The sequence below is a fragment of the Pseudomonas sp. NFPP24 genome (genome assembly GCF_900112095.1).
Classification (GTDB): domain Bacteria; phylum Pseudomonadota; class Gammaproteobacteria; order Pseudomonadales; family Pseudomonadaceae; genus Aquipseudomonas; species Aquipseudomonas extremorientalis.
Genome location: NZ_FOKD01000004.1, coordinates 316,915 through 337,150, shown reverse-complemented (window position 1 = coordinate 337,150; position 20,236 = coordinate 316,915). Strand labels below are relative to the sequence as shown.

The 20,236-nt window shown below is 61.2% G+C and carries 17 protein-coding genes; 16 read left to right on the top strand and 1 reads right to left on the bottom strand.

The window, feature by feature from the left end; all coding sequences use genetic code 11:
* Positions 1 to 8: 8 nt before the first annotated feature.
* From BM026_RS11030 to BM026_RS10985, 10 genes are all read left to right on the top strand, one after another.
* A complete protein-coding gene (locus tag BM026_RS11030; protein ID WP_093528521.1) occupies positions 9 to 2,228 on the top strand; it encodes a primosomal protein N' in 2,220 nt (739 codons plus the stop codon).
* 110 nt (positions 2,229 to 2,338) lie between these two features.
* Positions 2,339 to 4,075, top strand: coding sequence for an arginine--tRNA ligase (gene argS, locus BM026_RS11025; protein WP_093528518.1), 1,737 nt, complete (start codon positions 2,339 to 2,341; stop codon positions 4,073 to 4,075).
* A gap of 1 nt (position 4,076) precedes the next feature.
* Positions 4,077 to 4,778, top strand: a complete 702-nt coding sequence (locus BM026_RS11020) for an SPOR domain-containing protein (RefSeq protein WP_025858692.1) — start codon at positions 4,077 to 4,079, stop codon at positions 4,776 to 4,778.
* Positions 4,779 to 4,973: 195 nt separating this feature from the next.
* Positions 4,974 to 5,504, top strand: a complete 531-nt coding sequence (gene hslV / locus BM026_RS11015) for an ATP-dependent protease subunit HslV (RefSeq protein ID WP_010563201.1) — start codon at positions 4,974 to 4,976, stop codon at positions 5,502 to 5,504.
* 37 nt (positions 5,505 to 5,541) lie between these two features.
* Positions 5,542 to 6,879, top strand: a complete 1,338-nt coding sequence (gene hslU, locus BM026_RS11010) for an ATP-dependent protease ATPase subunit HslU (protein ID WP_092246392.1) — start codon at positions 5,542 to 5,544, stop codon at positions 6,877 to 6,879.
* Between the two features lie 148 nt (positions 6,880 to 7,027).
* Positions 7,028 to 7,405, top strand: a complete 378-nt coding sequence (locus BM026_RS11005) for a gamma-butyrobetaine hydroxylase family protein (RefSeq protein ID WP_071492374.1) — start codon at positions 7,028 to 7,030, stop codon at positions 7,403 to 7,405.
* Positions 7,406 to 7,654: 249 nt separating this feature from the next.
* The gene (gene phaC / locus BM026_RS11000) at positions 7,655 to 9,334 is read left to right on the top strand and encodes a class II poly(R)-hydroxyalkanoic acid synthase (RefSeq protein WP_071492375.1); all 1,680 of its coding nucleotides are present in this window, start codon (positions 7,655 to 7,657) and stop codon (positions 9,332 to 9,334) included.
* Positions 9,335 to 9,418: 84 nt separating this feature from the next.
* Positions 9,419 to 10,264, top strand: coding sequence for a poly(3-hydroxyalkanoate) depolymerase (gene phaZ / locus BM026_RS10995; protein ID WP_016979176.1), 846 nt, complete (start codon positions 9,419 to 9,421; stop codon positions 10,262 to 10,264).
* Positions 10,265 to 10,353: 89 nt separating this feature from the next.
* Positions 10,354 to 12,036, top strand: a complete 1,683-nt coding sequence (phaC, locus tag BM026_RS10990; protein ID WP_093528515.1) for a class II poly(R)-hydroxyalkanoic acid synthase — start codon at positions 10,354 to 10,356, stop codon at positions 12,034 to 12,036.
* A 27-nt stretch (positions 12,037 to 12,063) separates the two neighbouring features.
* Positions 12,064 to 12,684 (top strand): TetR/AcrR family transcriptional regulator, encoded by a 621-nt coding sequence (locus tag BM026_RS10985; RefSeq protein ID WP_071492378.1) that lies wholly within the window; start codon positions 12,064 to 12,066, stop codon positions 12,682 to 12,684.
* 36 nt (positions 12,685 to 12,720) lie between these two features.
* Here the strand turns inward: BM026_RS10985 and BM026_RS10980 are convergent, their stop codons facing one another.
* Complete coding sequence (locus BM026_RS10980; protein ID WP_256575515.1) at positions 12,721 to 13,395, bottom strand: response regulator transcription factor; 675 nt, start codon at positions 13,393 to 13,395, stop codon at positions 12,721 to 12,723.
* Positions 13,396 to 13,763: 368 nt separating this feature from the next.
* Between BM026_RS10980 and BM026_RS10975 the strand changes: the two genes are divergently transcribed.
* The 6 genes from BM026_RS10975 (at position 13,764) to BM026_RS10950 (ending at position 20,213) form a co-directional block, all read left to right on the top strand.
* Positions 13,764 to 14,345 (top strand): fimbrial protein, encoded by a 582-nt coding sequence (locus BM026_RS10975; protein ID WP_092246382.1) that lies wholly within the window; start codon positions 13,764 to 13,766, stop codon positions 14,343 to 14,345.
* A 93-nt stretch (positions 14,346 to 14,438) separates the two neighbouring features.
* On the top strand, positions 14,439 to 15,227 hold the full coding sequence (locus tag BM026_RS10970) for a fimbrial biogenesis chaperone (RefSeq protein WP_092246379.1): 789 nt from the start codon (positions 14,439 to 14,441) through the stop codon (positions 15,225 to 15,227).
* Positions 15,224 to 15,982 carry a fimbrial biogenesis chaperone gene (locus BM026_RS10965; protein WP_093528512.1) on the top strand — a complete coding sequence of 253 codons (759 nt, stop codon included), beginning with the start codon at positions 15,224 to 15,226 and terminating at the stop codon, positions 15,980 to 15,982. Before BM026_RS10970 ends, BM026_RS10965 begins: the two co-directional genes overlap by 4 nt.
* Before the next feature lie 143 nt (positions 15,983 to 16,125).
* Positions 16,126 to 18,669, top strand: a complete 2,544-nt coding sequence (locus tag BM026_RS10960; protein ID WP_093528509.1) for a fimbria/pilus outer membrane usher protein — start codon at positions 16,126 to 16,128, stop codon at positions 18,667 to 18,669.
* 56 nt (positions 18,670 to 18,725) lie between these two features.
* Positions 18,726 to 19,664, top strand: a complete 939-nt coding sequence (locus BM026_RS10955) for a fimbrial protein (RefSeq protein ID WP_092246369.1) — start codon at positions 18,726 to 18,728, stop codon at positions 19,662 to 19,664.
* Positions 19,665 to 19,685: 21 nt separating this feature from the next.
* Entirely contained in the window at positions 19,686 to 20,213 is a 528-nt protein-coding gene (locus BM026_RS10950; protein ID WP_092246366.1) for a fimbrial protein, read from the top strand.
* The last annotated feature ends 23 nt before the right edge of the window (positions 20,214 to 20,236 follow it).

Sequence of the window (20,236 nt, the reverse complement as noted above, 5' to 3'; positions counted from 1 at the left end):
CTCCTCGCGTGCCCGACGCCATTCTGCGCCTCGCCCTGCCTTCGCCCCTGCGCCGCCTGTTCGATTACCGGGCGCCGGCCGGCGTACTGCGGGCGCAGTTGCAACCGGGCATGCGTGTGCGTGTGCCGTTCGGGCGGCGTGAGATGATCGGCATTCTGGTTGAAGTCACCGACCACAGCGAAGTGCCGGTCGAAAAACTCAAGCCCGCGCTGGCCATCCTCGACACCACCCCTCCACTGCCACCCGCGCTGTTCAAGCTGTGCCTGTGGACCGCTCAGTATTACCAGCACAGCCTGGGCGATACGTTGAGCTGGGCCTTGCCGGTGCTGCTGCGCCAGGGCGAACTGGCCGAAGCGCGTCAGGAGCGCTTCTGGTCGATGGTGCCCGGCGCGCGCCTCGACGACCCGCGCATCGCCCGTGCCCCACGCCAACGTGAAGCACTGGCCACGCTGGCGCAGCATCCCCATGGCGTGGCTCATCAACTGCTGAGCAAGCTGATGCTGAGCAAAGACAGCCTCGACCTGCTGCTTGCCAAAGGCCTGGTACAGGTGGAAATCCGCAAGCACGCCCCTGACGCCCGCCACGAACACTGGCTGGCCCAGCCGGAATTGCCGCTGAACCCCGAGCAACGCGCCGCCTACGAAGCGATCCGCGCAGGCTTCGACAGCTTCCACGCTTTCCTGCTGGCCGGCGTCACGGGCAGCGGCAAGACCGAAGTCTATTTGCAGTTGATCCGCGAAACCCTGCAAGCCGGCAAACAGGCGCTGGTGCTGATCCCCGAGATCAACCTCGGCCCGCAGACCCTGGCGCGCTTCGAGCAGCGTTTCAATGCGCGTATCGCGCTGGTGCATTCGGCGGTCAACGACCGCGAGCGCCTGGAGTCCTGGCTGGCAGCGCGGGATGGCGAGGCCGACATTATTATCGGCACCCGTTCGGCGCTGTTCACCCCGATGAAAAACCCCGGGCTGATCATCATCGACGAGGAACACGACGGCTCCTATAAACAGCAGGAAGGCCTGCGCTACCACGCCCGCGACCTGGCGCTGGTGCGCGCTCGCCAGGAAGACATCCCGATTGTGCTGGGCTCGGCCACGCCGTCCCTGGAAAGCCTGCACAACGCCTACACCGGCCGTTACGGCCTCTTGCGCCTCAACGAACGGGCGGGCGGCGCCAAGCAACCACGTTTCCTGCGCCTGGACGTCAAAAGCCGCCCGCTGGACAGCGGTATTTCCGGGCCAATGCAACAAGCCATCGGCCAGACCCTCGCCGCTGGTCAGCAGGTGCTGGTGTTCCTCAATCGGCGCGGCTTTGCGCCGACGCTGCTGTGCCATGACTGCGGCTGGATGTCCGAGTGCGAGCGCTGCGACGCGCGCATGACGGTGCACCAGCGCCACGGCGAACTGCGCTGCCACCACTGCGGCCATGTGGAGCGGGTGCCGCGCCATTGCCCGCAGTGCGGCAAAGTCGACCTGCGACCGGTCGGCGCAGGCACCGAGCGCGCCGAGGAACGCCTGGGCATCCTGTTCCCGGATTACCCGGTGCTGCGGGTCGACCGTGACAGCACGTCGCGCAAAGACGCGATGAACCAGCTGTTCGCCACCATCCAGAAAGGCCAGCCGTGCATCCTCATCGGCACGCAGATGCTTGCCAAGGGGCATCACTTTCCACGGGTGACCCTGGTGTCGATCCTGGATGCGGACGGTGGGCTGTTCTCCGGGGATTTCCGTGCCAGCGAGCGCATGGCGCAGTTGATCGTGCAGGTTGCGGGCCGCGCAGGGCGTGCCGAGGAGCCAGGCCGAGTGATTATCCAGACGCACCTGGCCGACCATCCGCTGCTGATCCAGCTCACCGAGCAAGGCTACTTCGCCTTCGCCGAACAGGCCCTGAGCGAACGTCGCGCCGCCGGCCTGCCGCCGTTTTCCCACCTGGCACTGCTACGCGCCGAAGCGCACAAGCCGGGGCAGGCCGAAGGTTTCCTGGATGAAGCGTGCAGCGCAGCCGAACGTTTGCTTGGTGAACTGGGTCTGAGCGGCATCGAACTGCTCGGCCCGGTGCCTGCGCCCATGGAGCGCCGCGCCGGGCGTTATCGCGCTCAGCTACTCTTGCAGGCAACCTCCCGCGCACCGCTGCATCGGCTATTAAGTAGCTGGTTGCTTGCCCTGGAGCAAATGCCCAGCGGCCGGCAAGTGCGATGGTCGTTGGACGTAGACCCGGTAGATTTGTATTAACCCTGGCCACAGGTCCCGCGAAGGTTGGCAAGCCCGCCCTCGCCACGGATAATGCCCAGTTTTTCCACCTGCGCATCGCGCGCCGCCGCTTGCGGTCGAAAGAGAACACCATGAAAGACACCATTCGCCAGCTGATCCAACAAGCCCTCACCCAACTCGTCAACGAAGGTGTGTTGCCTGAAGGCCTGTCGCCGGCGATCCAGGTGGAAAACACCCGCGACAAGACCCACGGTGACTTCGCCAGCAACATTGCGATGATGCTGTCCAAGCCGGCTGGCATGAAACCGCGCGACCTGGCGGAAAAAATCATCGCCGCGCTGCCGACCGACGAAAGCGTCACCAAGGCCGAAATCGCCGGCCCCGGTTTTATCAACTTCTTCCAGAATACCCAGGCCCTGGCTTCGCGCCTGGATGCAGCCCTGGCCGACGCCAGGATCGGTGTGCTCAAGGCCGGCCCGCTGCAGCGCGTGGTCATCGACCTGTCGGCACCGAACCTGGCCAAAGAGATGCACGTGGGCCACCTGCGCTCCACCATCATCGGCGATGGCGTGGCGCGGGTGCTGGAGTTCCTCGGCGACAGCGTGATCCGTCAGAACCACGTGGGCGACTGGGGCACCCAGTTCGGCATGCTGATGGCTTACCTGCAAGAAAACCCGATCACCAGCAACGAGCTGTCGGACCTGGAAAACTTCTACCGCGCCGCCAAGAAGCGCTTCGACGAATCCGAAGAGTTCGCCGACCGCGCCCGTGGCCTGGTGGTCAAACTGCAAGCCGGTGACGAGGAATGCCTGGCGCTGTGGAACCGTTTCCGTGAGATCTCGCTGTCGCACTGCCAGGAAATCTACGATCTGCTCAACGTCAAGCTGACCATGGCCGACGTGATGGGCGAAAGCGCCTACAACGACGACCTGATCAACGTGGTCAACGACCTCAAGGCCCAGGGCCTGCTGGTGGAGAGCAACGGCGCGCAATGCGTGTTCCTCGAAGAGTTCAAGACCGCCGACGGCGAGCCGCTGCCGGTGATCATCGTCAAGGCCGATGGCGGCTACCTGTATGCCACCACCGACCTGGCGGCCGTGCGCTACCGCAGTGGGGTGCTCAAGGCCGACCGTGCGCTGTATTTCGTCGACCAGCGCCAGGCCCTGCACTTCCAGCAGGTGTTCGAAGTGGCACGCCGCGCGGGCTTCGTCACCCACCCGATGCACATGGAACACATGGGCTTCGGCACCATGAACGGCGCCGATGGCCGCCCGTTCAAGACCCGTGACGGCGGCACCGTGAAGCTGATCGACCTGCTGACCGAAGCCCAGGAACGTGCCTACAACCTGGTGAAGGAAAAGAACCCGGAACTGGCCGAGGCCGACCTGCGCAACATCGCCCGCGTGGTAGGCATTGGTGCGGTGAAATACGCCGACCTGTCCAAGCACCGCACCAGCGACTACAGCTTCAACTTCGAGCTGATGCTCAACTTCGAAGGCAACACCGCACCGTACCTGCTTTACGCCTACACCCGCGTGGCCGGCGTGTTCCGCAAGCTGGGCAAGGACTTCAGCGAAGTTGAAGGGCACATCGTGCTGGACGCCCCGCACGAGCAGGAACTGGCCGCCAAGCTGGCACAATTCGGCGAAGTGCTGAACAGCGTCGGCGAAAAAGGCACGCCGCACATCCTGTGCACCTACCTGTACGAAGTCGCCGGCCTGTTCTCCAGCTTCTACGAGAACTGCCCGATCCTGACTGCCGACGACGAAGCCCAGAAGCAAAGCCGCCTGCGCCTCGCCGCCCTGGCTGGACGGACCCTCAAGCAAGGCCTGGAACTGTTGGGCCTGGAAACACTGGAGCGTATGTAAGTTGGCTGCCAAGAAAAAACCTGCACCCAAGCGCGGCGCCAGCCGCTATCAGGCCCCGGCGAAGAAGCCGATCCCAGGCTGGTTGTGGATGGCGATCGGCCTCACCGTCGGCGCGTTTATCGTATTCCTGATGAAACTTGATCCGGGCAAGGGCGATGACGTCAAACGGGTCAAGCAGGAGCAACAGAAGGCCACGAAAATGGCCGAAGCCAACAAGACTGCGCCGAGCCCGACCGCTCCGGTAAAGCCGAAGTACGACTTCTACACGCTGTTGCCCGAATCGGAAGTGATCGTGCCGCCGGACGCCGTGCCGGAGAAAACCCTGCCGACGCCGCAAGTGCCGACCACCCCGGTCACCCCGGCGGAAGCCGCTAAAATCGACACAGCGCGCGCCCAGGCCGCATTGGCCGGGATCACCCCGCCGCCGGCACCGCCAGTGGCCGAGACCAAGGCTGCGCCAGTGACCAAGTTCTTCCTGCAAGCGGGCTCGTTCCCCAAACAGGCGGATGCGGACCGCGTGCGGGCGCAGATCATTCTGCTGGGCCAGTCGGTGACGGTGGAGTCCGGCACTGTGAAGGATGCGACCTGGTATCGCGTACTGGTAGGACCGTTCAGCAACCGTGAACAGCTGACCGTGGCGCAAAAGCAATTGGCCGGCGCGGGTTTTAGCAACCTGTTGTTACAACAACGCCAGAGCCGCTGACCTTCAGCCAACCTGGATCAAATGTGGGACGGGGCCTGTCCCCTCCCACATTTGGTTTTGCCGCGCTGTGGAATGTGTGTCAGACCCTTGAGCACCACTCGTCCGCCATAACCCCCTATGGTTGAAATCCCTTCCGCCACCCCCATATGAGTTTCCATCAGGGCATTTTCGCCCCGCTGCGTGGAGACTCTCCCCTTGACCACCATCGTTTCAGTACGTCGCCACGGCAAAGTCGTCATGGGCGGCGACGGCCAGGTTTCCCTGGGTAATACCGTGATGAAAGGCAACGCCAAGAAAGTGCGTCGCCTGTACCACGGCCAGGTTCTCGCGGGCTTTGCCGGCGCTACCGCCGACGCCTTCACCCTTTTCGAACGTTTCGAAGGCCAGTTGGAAAAACACCAGGGCCACCTCGTGCGCGCCGCAGTCGAACTCGCCAAAGAATGGCGCACCGACCGCTCCCTCAGCCGCCTGGAAGCCATGCTGGCCGTCGCCAACAAAGACGCGTCCCTGATCATCACCGGCAACGGCGATGTGGTTGAGCCCGAACATGGCCTGATCGCCATGGGTTCCGGCGGTGGCTACGCCCAGGCGGCAGCCAGCGCACTGTTGAAGAAAACCGACCTGTCGGCCCGCGAAATCGTCGAGACTGCCCTGGGCATCGCCGGCGATATCTGCGTGTTCACCAACCACAACTTCACCATTGAGGAGCAGGACCTCGCCGAGTAAGCCGTAGGCTTATTCCCGCTTGAGGCCGCCAAACATTATGTCCATGACTCCCCGCGAAATCGTCCATGAACTCAACCGCCATATCATCGGCCAGGACGATGCCAAGCGCGCCGTAGCCATCGCGCTGCGTAACCGCTGGCGCCGGATGCAACTGCCCGAAGAACTGCGCGTTGAAGTAACGCCAAAGAACATCCTGATGATCGGCCCGACCGGCGTCGGCAAAACCGAGATCGCCCGTCGCCTGGCCAAACTGGCCAACGCGCCGTTCATCAAGGTAGAAGCCACCAAGTTCACCGAAGTAGGCTATGTGGGCCGTGACGTCGAGTCGATCATTCGTGACCTGGCAGACGCAGCTCTGAAAATGCTGCGCGAACAGGAAATGACCAAGGTCAGCCATCGCGCCGAAGACGCCGCCGAAGAACGCATCCTCGACGCCTTGCTGCCACCGGCACGCATGGGCTTCAACGAAGAAGCCGCACCGGCCTCGGACTCCAACACCCGCCAGCTGTTCCGCAAGCGCCTGCGTGAAGGCCAGCTGGACGACAAGGAAATCGAGATCGAAGTCGCCGAAGTGTCCGGCGTCGACATCTCTGCCCCGCCTGGCATGGAAGAGATGACCAGCCAGTTGCAGAACCTGTTCGCCAACATGGGCAAGGGCAAGAAGAAAAGCCGCAAGCTCAAGGTGAAGGAAGCGCTGAAACTGGTGCGCGACGAAGAAGCCGGGCGCCTGGTGAATGAGGAAGAACTCAAGGCCAAGGCCCTGGAGGCGGTCGAGCAGCATGGCATCGTGTTTATCGACGAGATCGACAAGGTGGCCAAGCGCGGTAACTCCGGCGGCGTCGATGTGTCCCGTGAAGGCGTACAGCGCGACCTGCTGCCGCTGATCGAAGGTTGCACCGTGAACACCAAGCTGGGCATGGTCAAGACCGACCACATCCTGTTTATCGCCTCCGGTGCGTTCCACCTGAGCAAGCCAAGCGACCTGGTGCCGGAGCTGCAAGGCCGCCTGCCGATTCGCGTGGAGTTGAAGGCGCTGACCCCGGGCGACTTCGAACGCATCCTCAGCGAGCCGCACGCCTCGCTCACCGAGCAGTACCGTGAACTGCTGAAAACCGAAGGCTTGGGCATCGAGTTCCAGCCAGACGGCATCAAGCGCCTGGCGGAGATCGCCTGGCAGGTCAACGAGAAGACCGAGAACATCGGTGCCCGTCGCCTGCACACCTTGCTGGAGCGCTTGCTCGAGGAAGTATCCTTCAGTGCCGGCGACCTGGCCGGTGCGCAGAATGGCGAAGTGATCAAGATCGACACGGCTTACGTCAACAGCCACTTGGGCGAATTGGCGCAAAACGAAGACTTGTCGCGCTATATTCTGTAAGCCTCACACAGAATCGCTTCGCTTCAATGTGGGAGGGGGCTTGCCCCCGATAGCGGTCTATCAGACAGACATATGCTGACTGACACACTGCCATCGGAGGCAAGCCCCCTCCCACATTTTGAGGCCGGTTCCATCAGGATTATTGCCAATGTCGAAGTTTCCCACTGCTGTAAACCTGCACAAAACCTCCAACACCCTCGGCCTCACCTACGGGCCCGACGAAGTGTACCAACTCCCTGCCGAACTGTTGCGCACCCACTCGCCTTCCGCCGAGGTCCAGGGCCACGGTAAGCCGATCCTGCAATTCGGCAAGCTCAACGTGAAGCTGATCAAGATCGAACCGGCCGGCCAGTACGCACTGAAATTGACCTTCGACGACGGGCATGACAGTGGACTGTTCACCTGGGACTACCTCTATCAGTTGGCCGTGCGTCAGGACGCGCTGTGGGCCGACTATCTTGCCGAACTCAAAGCCGCTGGCAAAACCCGCGACCCGAGCGAGTCAGTCGTACGGCTGATGCTCTAGCTCAGGCGTCTTGCTCTTTAGAGCGCATTTTCTAATTTCATCTGCTTGAATGCCCTGTCGCGTGGCCAACGATTGGCCCGCTTGCGAAAAAAATTAAACTCGGGTAACCAATGGAACTGGCAAGTTCCCTGCATTTGACGATGTGGTATCAACGGTCACCCGAGTCGCAGTACCAGGCTTGTGTTGTGTATCGAAACTGGGTGCGCAGCGGTCCCCGGTACTCGTCTTTCGGACAATGGAGCGTCGTAGATGAGTAACAAGAACAACGATGACTTGAAACGCCAGGCCTCGGAAAACACTCTGGGGCTCAACCCGATCATCGCGTTACGTAAAAAGGATTTACTCGCCTCGGCGAAGATGGTGCTGACCCAAGCCATCAAGCAACCGTTGCACAGCGTCAAGCACGTCGCCCATTTTGGCGTCGAGCTGAAGAATGTGATGTTTGGCAAATCCGCGCTGGTGCCGGAAAGCGATGACCGTCGTTTCACCGACCCGGCCTGGAGCCAGAACCCGCTCTACAAGCGCTACCTGCAAACCTACCTGGCGTGGCGCAAGGAACTGCACGACTGGATCGGCGACAGCAACCTGTCGGAACAGGACATCAGCCGTGGCCACTTCGTGATCAACCTGATGACCGAAGCCATGGCCCCCACCAACAGCGCGGCCAACCCGGCGGCGGTCAAGCGTTTCTTTGAAACCGGCGGCAAGAGCCTGCTCGACGGCCTGTCCCACCTGGCCAAGGACATGGTGCACAACGGCGGCATGCCCAGCCAGGTCAACATGGGCGCCTTTGAAGTGGGCAAGACCCTGGGCACCACCGAAGGCGCGGTGGTGTTTCGCAATGACGTGCTGGAGTTGATCCAGTACAAGCCGATCACCGAACAGGTGCACGAACGCCCGCTGCTGGTGGTGCCGCCGCAGATCAACAAATTCTATGTATTCGACCTGAGCCCGGAGAAGAGCCTGGCGCGCTTTTGCCTGCGCAACGGCCAGCAGACGTTCATCGTCAGCTGGCGCAACCCGACCAAGGCGCAGCGCGAGTGGGGCCTGTCGACCTATATCGAAGCGCTGAAAGAAGCCGTCGATGTGGTCACCGCGATCACCGGCAGCAAAGACGTGAATATGCTCGGCGCCTGCTCCGGCGGCATCACCTGCACCGCCCTCTTGGGCCACTACGCGGCGCTGGGGGAGAAGAAGGTCAACGCCCTGACCCTGCTGGTGAGCGTGCTGGACACCACGCTGGACACCCAGGTGGCGCTGTTCGTCGACGAGCAGACCCTGGAGGCGGCCAAGCGCCATTCCTACCAGGCCGGCGTGCTCGAAGGCCGCGACATGGCCAAGGTGTTCGCCTGGATGCGCCCCAATGACCTGATCTGGAACTACTGGGTGAACAACTACCTGCTGGGCAACGAGCCGCCGGTGTTCGACATCCTGTTCTGGAACAACGACACCACGCGCTTGCCGGCGGCGTTCCACGGCGATCTGATCGAACTGTTCAAGAACAACCCACTGGTGCGCGCCAACGCACTGGAAGTGTGCGGCACGCCCATCGACCTGAAGCAGGTCACTGCCGATATCTATTCATTGGCGGGCACCAACGATCACATTACGCCGTGGCAATCCTGCTACAAGTCGGCGCAGCTGTTTGGTGGCAAGGTCGAGTTCGTGCTGTCGAGCAGCGGGCATATCCAGAGCATCCTCAACCCGCCGGGCAACCCCAAGGCGCGCTACCAGACCAGCGATGGCCTGGCGGGCAAGCCGCTTGAGTGGCAGGAGAATGCGACCAAGCATACGGATTCGTGGTGGCTGCATTGGCAGGCATGGCAGGCGGAGCGAGCGGGCAAGTTGAAGAAGGCGCCGACGAGTTTGGGTAACAAAACCTACGCCGCAGCAGAGGCGGCGCCCGGCACCTACGTACACGAACGCTAAATTGAAATGCATTCAAATGTGGGAGGGGCTTGCCACCTCCCACATTGACCGCATTCCGGCTGTAACACTTCACAGGGTTTGAGCATGCCGCAACCGTTCATCTTCCGTACCATCGACCTGGATGGCCAGACCATCCGCACGGCGGTACGCCCGGGCAAGCCTCACTTGACGCCGCTGCTGATCTTCAATGGCATCGGCGCCAACCTTGAGTTGGTGTTTCCGTTCGTCCAGGCGCTGGACCCGGACCTGGAAGTGATCGCCTTCGATGTGCCCGGCGTGGGCGGCTCGTCGACACCCAATCGACCGTACCGCTTTCCCGGTTTGGCCAAACTCACCGCGCGTATGCTCGATTACCTGGACTATGGCCAGGTGAATGCGGTTGGCGTGTCCTGGGGCGGCGCGCTGGCGCAGCAGTTTGCCTATGACTACCCGGAGCGGTGCAAAAAGTTGATCCTCGCAGCCACGGCGGCGGGTGCAGTGATGGTGCCGGGCAAGCCAAAAGTGCTGTGGCTGATGGCCAGCCCGCGCCGCTACATCCAGCCGTCCCACGTGGTGCGCATCGCGCCGATGATCTACGGCGGTTCGTTCCGCCGCGATTCGAAACTGGCCGCCGAACACGCCAGCAAAGTGCGCTCGGCCGGCAAGCTCGGCTACTACTGGCAACTGTTCGCCGGGTTGGGCTGGACCAGCATCCACTGGCTGCACAAGATCCGCCAGCCCACCCTGGTGCTGGCGGGGGACGATGACCCGCTGATCCCGCTGATCAACATGCGCATGCTCGCCTGGCGCATTCCCAATGCACAGTTGCACATCATCGATGACGGCCACCTGTTCCTGATCACCCGGGCCGAAGCCGTGGCGCCGATCATCATGAAGTTTCTTGAAGAGGAGCGCATGCGCGCGGTGATTCATCCGCGACCGGCTGTGTAAGGACCACACCGCCGCGCAACTTGCCAGGAACCGACTATGGTTCTGAATTGGCGTGCCTGTTTGATGGCTTGACGAAGGAGTGTTGGCTCATGCGAGAAAGACCCGTGACGAACCCGGCGCCCACCCCCGCCGCGTTCATCAACGCGCAAAATGCGATCACCGGCCTGCGCGGCCGGGATTTGCTGTCGACGCTGCGCAGCGTGGCTGCCCATGGCCTGCGCAACCCGGTGCATACCGTTCGGCATGCCTGGGCGCTGAGCGGGCAACTGGGCCGCGTACTGCTCGGTGAAACCGTGCACGAACCCAACCCCAACGACAGCCGCTTCAACGACCCCACCTGGAAGCTAAACCCCCTGTACCGCCGCAGCCTGCAGGCCTATCTGAGCTGGCAGAAGCAGACCCGTCACTGGATCGATGACAGCGCCCTCAGCGACGATGACCGGGCCCGTGCGCACTTTGCCTTCTCATTGCTCAACGATGCGGTCTCGCCCTCCAACACCCTGCTCAATCCGTTGGCGATCAAGGAGCTGCTCAACTCCGGCGGCAACAGCGTGGTGCGTGGGGTGACCAACCTGGTCGAAGACCTGCTGCACAACAATGGCCTGCCGCGCCAGGTGAGCAAGCACGCCTTCGAAGTGGGCAAGACGGTCGCCACCACCCCCGGTTCGGTGGTGTTTCGCAATGAGCTGCTGGAGCTGATCCAGTACAAGCCCATGAGCGAAAAACAGTACGCCAAGCCGCTGCTGGTCGTGCCGCCGCAAATCAACAAGTTCTACATTTTCGACCTGAGCCCGGCCAACAGCTTTGTGCAGTACGCCTTGAAAAACGGCCTGCAGACCTTCATGGTCAGCTGGCGCAATCCGGATGTGCGGCATCGCGAATGGGGCCTTTCCACCTATGTAGCCGCGCTGGAGGAAGCACTCAACGTCTGTCGCGCGATCAGCGGCGCCCGCGAGGTCAACCTGATGGGCGCCTGCGCCGGCGGCCTGACCATCGCCGCGCTGCAAGGCCACCTACAGGCCAAGCGCCAGCTGCGCCGCATCTCCAGCGCAAGTTACCTGGTGAGCCTGCTGGACAGCCAGATCGACAGCCCCGCCACCCTGTTCGCCGACGAGCAGACCCTGGAAGCCGCCAAGCGTCGCTCCTACCAGCAAGGCGTGCTCGACGGCCGCGACATGGCCAAGGTGTTTGCCTGGATGCGCCCCAATGACCTGATCTGGAACTACTGGATCAACAATTACCTGCTGGGCAAGGAACCACCGGCCTTCGACATCCTGTACTGGAACAACGACAACACGCGCCTGCCCGCCGCCTTGCACGGCGACCTGCTGGACTTCTTCAAGCACAACCCACTGAGCCATCCCGGCGGCCTGGAAGTGTGTGGCACGCCCATCGATTTGCAGAAGGTCACGGTGGACAGTTTCAGCGTGGCCGGCATCAACGACCACATCACGCCGTGGGATGCGGTGTATCGCTCCACTCAGTTGCTGGGCGGCGAGCGGCGCTTCGTGCTGTCCAACAGCGGGCATATCCAGAGCATTCTCAACCCGCCGGGCAACCCCAAGGCCAACTACGTCGAAAACCTCAAGCTGAGCAGCGACCCACGCGCCTGGTATTACGACGCCAACCACATCGAAGGCAGCTGGTGGCCGCGTTGGCTGGAGTGGATCCAACAGCGTTCCGGCGTACAACGCGAAACCCTCACCGCCCTGGGCAACCAGAATTACCCACCGATGGAAGCGGCACCGGGCACTTACGTGCGCGTGCGCTGAGCTCAACGATCACCTTAAGAAGACTGGATGAAGACCCGCGACCGTATCCTTGAATGCGCCCTGCAACTGTTCAACCAGAAGGGCGAACCCAACGTGTCGACCATGGAGGTGGCCAATGAAATGGGGATCAGCCCCGGCAACCTCTACTACCACTTCCATGGCAAGGAGCCGCTGGTCCTGGGGCTGTTCGAGCGTTTCCAGAATGAGCTGGCGCCCCTGCTGGACCCACCGCCAGACGCGCAATTGGAAGCCGAGGATTACTGGCTGTTCTTGCACTTGATTGTCGAGCGCATGGCGCATTATCGGTTTCTGTTTCAGGACCTGTCGAATCTGGCAGGGCGCCTGCCGAAGCTGGCCAAGGGCATTCGCAACCTGCTGACGGCGCTGAAGCGGACCCTGGCGTCATTGCTGGCGCGGTTGAAGACGGCAGGACAACTGGTCAGTAGCACCCAGGCCCTTGGGCAACTGGTGGAGCAGATCACCATGACCTTGCTGTTCTCCCTGGATTACCAACGGATTCTCGATCGTGAAGGCGAAGTACAGGTGGTGGTTTACCAGATCATGATGCTGGTGGCGCCCCATCTGCTATCGCCGGCACGCCAGACAACTGAGCAATTGGCCCTGCGTTATCTGGACAGGCCGATTTAAATACTCGCGCAAGTCAAACATTCAAACCACGCGGCGCTAATCAGGACGACCAAACTGCTTGGTAAACATAAAAAGCTCACTGTCGGTCCTGATACCCAACTTCCGATACGCCGACTGTTTTTGTGTACTGATAGTACTCGCGCTACGCGAAAACTTTGCCGCGATTGAATTCACGGACATTCCGTCCAGAAAACAACGCAGGACTTCCTGTTCCTTGGGGGTCAAGGCGCCGCTCAATCGTACCGGCAGTGAATGTTCAAGTGTCGACTTGATATTCTCCCGTGCCAGAACAGACTCTCCCTCCTGCAGCACCGACAACATGCAACGCTGCAGGTAAATCCGCCCCTGGGCGACAGTCCGAATAGCCACTATCAATTCCGTGAGGTGTTCGGTCTTGCCCAGCACTCCAAAGCTCCCGGCCTTCAGCGCCAGTATCACCGTTGCACGCGTGCAGCGGGATGACACAACGAGCACCCTGCAACGTTTGAAACGCCTGCCCAGCATCTGGATCAGGCCGAGGCCATCGATGTCTGACGGCCCCAGTGTAAAGTCCATCACCACCACATCCGCAGGTTGTCGGCCGAGCGCATCAAGCAACTCCCTGGATGTACCGAAGGAGCCGATGACCTCCAGGTCGGGCTCTTTGCGCAGGCCCAGTTCAATTCCCTGCCGAACCATTTCATGGTTATCCAGCAACATGATGGTGTGCATTTCAGACACCCGGAAGTTCGCTCAAGTAAGTACAAATTAGTACACATATGCTCGTTGCACGAACAGTGTATAGCGCAGCCTTTTTCGTGAATCAATCCATCAAAAACAGCCAACATGCGCCTTACAAGTTATTCCTACATACATGTCTTACATTGAAACCCTACAGACACCACCACATACAATTGTTTTAATTAAAATTTTAGACTTCGAATATTTACGAGATAAATCTCGTGACCTGTCGATAGGCAAAAATAACGTTCCCAGCCAAATTACTGCCACCTGCCATTCGGTAAAAAAACGAAACAAATTACCGATGCAACACTTCAATGTGTGGCGGGTTACTCAGATAACTCACGATTGGGAACACTATGAAAGTCCACGTTTTCTCCACCCTCGCCGTAGTACTCGCCTTAGCCGCAGCGGTTTCGCAGCCGGCACAGGCTGCCAACGACGGAACCATCAACTTCACCGGGTTGGTGAGCGATACGACCTGCACCATTGAAGGCGCAGCGCCAGGCACCGGCGCCGTGGTCAAAGACGTCAACCTTGGTGGCGTGTCCGCCGCACGCCTGCAGAAACCGGGTGATCGCGCCAACCTGACCGGCTTCACCATCCGCATTGGCGCACCTGGCGAAGGTGGCTGCACCAACGGACGCACCGCAATGGTTGCTTTCGACCCTACCAGCCCGGCGATTGATGTGGCGACCGGGCGCTTGAACATCGACGGCTACGATGACCCATCCGACACCACCAACGCCAAGAACGTACAGGTTGAGGTGACTAACCGTAATGGCACTCCGATCAACGTTTACACGGAAAAATCCGAAGGTGTGGTCATCGCCGACAACCAGGCTGTCATTCCATTGGCCGCACAGATGTACGCCAGTGGTGTCGCGACTGAAGGTACTGTCAAGACCCGCGTCGGCTTCATGGTCGTGTACGCCGATTGATAGAAAAGCGGGCCCGCTCTGGCGGGCCTTGCACGCAACGGGCCTGCCGCCGCCAGGCAGGCCCACCCGCTTGATTCGAAGAGAGCTTTGAGCATGAAAAAGCTGGCCTGCCTCGTGCTTTACACCTGTGGTGTTGCGGGGTTACTGCTGCAAGCAGTTCCCGCCCGGGCCGGGGTCATTATGCATGGCACCCGCGTGATCTATCCCGCTGACCAGCAGGAAGTGGTGGTACGCCTGGAGAACAAAGGTGACCGTCCAGCGCTGGTACAAGCCTGGCTGGACACGGGCGATATCCGCTCGACGCCGGCGACGGTACGCACGCCGTTTACCCTTTCGCCACCGATTTTCCGCGTTGAGCCCCACCAGCAGCAGGCGCTGCGGCTGCGCTATACCGGAGCGGCCGCAGCCCCCGATCGCGAAAGCCTCTACTGGCTGAATGTGCTGGAAGTACCACCGCTTACCGCCGGTACCGAACAAGGCAACCAGATCGAACTGGCATTTCGGACCCGCTTGCGTGTGTTCCTGCGACCGCAGGCATTGCCCTACTCCGTAGCCAGCGCTGCGTCAAAGCTGCAATGGAAACTGGTCGCCCATGAGCATGGCTACGCCCTGCAAGCCACCAACCCCACGCCATATCATGTTTCCCTGAGTTCGGTGGATTTGCTGAGCGAAGGAAAACGATTCACTAAAGCACCAAACAAAGAGGCCAACGACAGCCTGATGATGCCGTGCGGCGACGTGAAGCTGTTTGCACTGCCATTGTTGCGCGAATACCCCACCGGCGCGCTGAACGTCGAATTCACCGCCGTCAGCGACTTCGGTGCCCGCGTGCGCCACTCGGCAAGCGTCACACCACCAGACGCCAGGCGATCGAAACCATGAATGCCATTTTCACTTCACACTGGGTGGCCCGTCTCATTGCATTGACACTTGCGCTTTCCGGTGCCGCCGTCGGGCACGCCAGTGTGGTCATTGGCACCACTCGGATCATCTACCCGCAGCGCGACAAGGAGGTGACGGTCAGGCTCGAAAGCAAGAACCAGGCACCCGTGCTGGTCCAAGTCTGGCTGGACAGCGGTGACGAACACTCGACCCCGGATAGGGCCACGGTGCCGTTTATCGCCACGCCGCCGATCTTTCGCATGGATCCAGGCAAGCAGCAGGTCGTACGCCTGGCGTACACGGGCGACACCTTGCCCACGGAACAGGAAAGTCTGTTCTGGCTCAACCTGTTGGAGGTGCCCGCGCACTCCCAGGAGGCCAATCAGTTGCAACTGGCCTTCCGCTCGCGGATCAAGCTGTTTTTCCGACCGTCGAACCTGCCTTCCGGGGTCGACGAGGCACCGGGAAAACTGCAATGGCGGCGTGAATCGACCGCGCAAGGCCAGGTACTGGAGGTCTATAACCCCACGCCTTACTACGTAACCTTCGAACAGGTCGAGTTGCTGGAGTCCCGGCAGCGCCATCCACGCAAGGCTGCGTCTTCAGGTGCTGGAAACATGGTGGCGCCGGGTGATCGCACGCGCTTTGAACTGCCCAGCCTCAACACCCCGCCAGGCAGCGCCGCCACCGTGGAGTTCCAGACACTCGACGACTACGGAGTGCGCAATACCCACAGTGCCCGGGTCTCGACATGACCCCGAGAGCTGCCTAGCGCCGTATTGGCCCGCCTCTCCGCGCTACTGACCTCACTGCACACGTTGGTTTGATGCCCGGTTTTCAGGGTAGGGCTTCCCATTGCCCAAATTCGGACAGCCCCTATTTTTTGGAAGTGGTACACATGAGTTTTAACACCCGCGCCAGTTTAAGAAACTGGCCTTTTGCGCGTCATCAATTGATGCTTGCGACGCGCTGCCTTTTACTGATGAGCAGCGCCTATGCTGTGGGCGCCCACGGTGCCGAGAATGTCAGGTTCAACCCGGCCTTCTTCCCGGATGGGGTTGGCGGCCAACAAGTCGACATAGGCAAATTCAGCCAGGGTAACGTCGTGCTGCCCGGCAGCTACCGCACCGACGTTTATCTCAATGGCCAATGGATTGGGCGCGAAAGCCTCACGTTTGTCGCGGTAAAGGGCCGAGATTCCGCACAGATGTGCCTGGAGCGGGATGTCGTGCTCAGGTTTGGCATCGACTTGGACGCGGCACAAGCTCAACCCAGCGAAGCCAGACAAACGCCCACTCCCGCGTTTGCACCCTGCGAAGACATCTCAACCTACCTGCCGGGAAGCACCGGTCAATTCGACCCGGGCGAAAACCGCCTGACCCTGCAGGTTCCTCAGATCTACCTGGCACGTAAAGCACGCGGTTATGTCGACCCCAGGCACTGGGACGGCGGGGTCGACGCGGCTTTCGTGCGCTACAACGCCAACACCTTTGAGACCCGCACAAATGGCCGCTCCGTCGACTCTCATTACCTGGGCCTGAATACGGGGCTCAATCTGGGAGACTGGCACTGGCGCCACAGCGGCAGCTTCAGCCAGACCGAAACCTCCTCGGGCTATCAGCGCAGCAGCACCTATGTGCAGCGCGAGTTGAGCCCGCTGCGATCACAGATGATGCTCGGCGAAATCTATACCCCAGGCGAACTGTTCGACAGCGTGCGCCTGCGTGGTGCCAGCCTGTTCAGCGATGATCGGATGCTGCCGGACTCTCAGACCGGGTTCGCCCCGGTCGTGCGCGGCATCGCCGAGACCAATGCACGGGTCACCGTGCGCCAACGGGGCGTGTTGTTGGATGAAGTGTCGGTCGCTCCTGGCCCGTTCGTGCTCAACGATTTGTTTCCTACCGGTTATGGCGGCGACTTGACCGTCACGGTGACCGAGGCAGATGGCCGTCGACGCGAATTCATAGTGCCATTCGCCGCCAACGCCAATCTGCTGCGCACTGGCCACAGCCGCTATTCCCTTAGCGTCGGCAGGATGGATGAAATCGGCCTGCGCCATCCCCCAAGGCTGGTACAAGCCACTTACCAGCACGGCCTCAGTAACCTGGTGACCGGCTACACCGGGACGGTGGCGGGTGACGACTACTTGTCGCAATTGCTGGGCGCGGCATTCAATACCCCGTATGGAGCGCTCTCCCTTGACCTGACCCACTCAGATGCAACATTACCGGGCCACGGTTCACGCCAGGGGCAAAGCGTGCAGCTGCGCTACAGCAAGAACTTCACCGACACCGGCACCCACTTCGCCCTCGGCGCCTACCGATACTCCACGCAAGGCTTTCTGAGCATCGCCGACGCCGCACGGGTGCGCGACCTCGCCATCGGCGGGCACAACTTGGATAACGTATCGCGTCTGCGCGACAGGATGGACATCAGCCTCAATCAAAGCTTGAGCAACGGCACGGTCTACCTGACCGGATCCTCGCAAAACTACTGGAACCGCACCAGCGGCAACCTGACCTTTACCACCGGTTACAGCGGCAACTGGAAGGGCCTGCGCTACACCCTCAGCGCCCAGCGCACCAAGGATCTGCTGAGCGAGCGGGTCGACAAGCAAGTGGAACTGACCCTGAGCCTGCCCTTAGGCAGCGACGCTCGCTCCCCCACCCTGACCACCACTGTCTATCGCGGCGATCAAAGCAGCGGTGAACGGATGAACCTCGGCGGCACCCTGGGCGAGCGCGGCCAATTCAGCTACGGAGTGGGGGGTAGCCGTACGCAGGGCCGCAGTAACTCGGTCTCTGCCGACATGAAATACCAGACCAGCCACGGCGTGCTGTCGGCAGGGTTCGGCCAGAGCAACGCCTACCGCGCAACGTCCCTGGGCATGACCGGCGGCATCGTCGCTCACGCAGGTGGTGTGATTTTCGCACCGGAACTGGGCGAAACCATTGGCATTGTCCAGGCCCCAGGCGCACAAGGTGCGCGGATCAATGGCAATCACGGCGCCCAGGTCGGCAAGGGCGGGTATGCCGTGGTGCCGTACCTCACACCTTATCGCCAGAACGTGGTCGAGTTGGACCCCAAGGATCTGTCTGTAGATGTGGAACTCAAGAGCGCCGCGCAAAACGTCGCCCCCCGTGCAGGCTCGGTGGTGAAACTGCACTTCGACACCGTCAGCGGCCAAGCCTTATTGATCTCTGCATTACGCAAGGATGGCAGCCTGCTGCCCTTCGGTTCCGATGTGTTCGACGAGAATGGCGACAGCGTCGGCGTGGTCGGCCAGGGTGGCAAAGCCTTTGTGCGCGTACCGCGCTCCCAGGGGGTACTGGCGGTGAAGTGGGGGTCCGAGGGAAACGCTTCCTGCCGGCTTCGTTACGACGTCAGTGGACAACAGGGTGCCAACCGCTTGCTTCAGGTGGACGCAGGTGCATGCCAATGACTGCGGCCGGCCGTTCATCCCGTGTTTACACAGCCACTTTTCACGATGGACTGAAGATGAAACATCACCTCCCCCTCCTGGCGGCACTACTGGCCCTGGGCACATCGATCACTGCACAGGCGGCCTGTGACAGGTACCCGGATGCAACGCTGACCCTCAATACGGCCACGACAATCAGCGTGCCGGACAGCATTCCTGTCGGCGGCGTGATCCTGCGACAGGCGTTCAACGGCACATCGCCCGGCTTCACAACCCATTGCTGGGGGCAGACGCTGAGGACGATTACCGGGCGCTACGCACGCGATCTGTACCCCGGCACACTTATCTATCGCACTGAGGTGCCCGGTATCGGTATCACGGTGTCGATGACATGGGCCGATGGCGGGCCGGCAAACTTCGGGCTCTTCAGTCAGCACACCGTTATGTACCCCGGGAAAGTCCAAAGCTTCACCTCGGCGCAAGTCACTTTCTACAGGATGGGCACAGTGGCAGACGGGACCATACCCAGTGGGAGCCTCTGGGAGGACAGGTGGCATAACGTCCCGGAAAGTTTTCGATTGGTGTTCGGCAACGCCATACGTTTCATCCGGGCTCCCGCCACTTGTGACCTGGCCGCCGGGGACGTCAACCGCCTGATCACACTTGCCCCGATCAATGTCGGCGATTTGAACGACGCAGCGTACGCCGGCGTTCAGAACTTCGATCTCACCGCCAATTGCACCGATGCCGGCAGCGTCACCTTTCGTTTTACCGGGACGCCCGCGCCAGACAACACCGCACTGTTCGCCAATACGGGCACTGCCCAAGGCATAGGGCTGTGGCTCTACTCACGCATCAACGGCGTGCCTCAGACCATCAGCGTCAATGACCAGCGCACGGTGACGGTGTCCGGTGATCGGGCAGTCTTGCCGCTCAGCGCCGCGTACCACAAAAACGGCAGGGTCAGCCCAGGCACTCTGGCTAGTACCGCCACCGTCAGCATTACCTACAACTAACTGAAACCCGAGGAAAACCCGATGTACCTTCGAAGCATTCCCCTGCTGATGACCATGATTGGCGGACTCGTCAGCCTCACCGCCCACGCCGCGACTACCGGCACTTTGAGTTTCGCCGGACAAGTCAACGCCGGCACCTGCAACCTGGCAGCGGGCGACGAAAATCGGAACATTACGTTGCCAACGATCAAGATTTCCGACCTGGACGCGAGCCCATCCGCCGGCCAGCTCGACTTCGAGGTTACCGCCGACTGCGAATCGGATATCCGTAACGTGATCTTCCTATTTGCCGGAACACCCGCCGTGGGTAACGGCGAGTTATTTGCCAATACCGGCGGCTCAAAAGGCACTGCGCTGTGGCTGACACATCGCGCGCCCACCCTTTCGACCATCCCCGCCAATGGCACCCCTGAGCAGCGCAGCCGAACTGTGACGACGAACGGCAACAAGGCTGTACTTCCCCTCGCGGCGGCTTACCATAAGACCGGTGAAGCCATCACCCAGGGCAGCCTGGTCAGCGCGGTCACCGTTTCCATCACTTACAACTGACGAAACGGTCTTAAGGGGTAAAA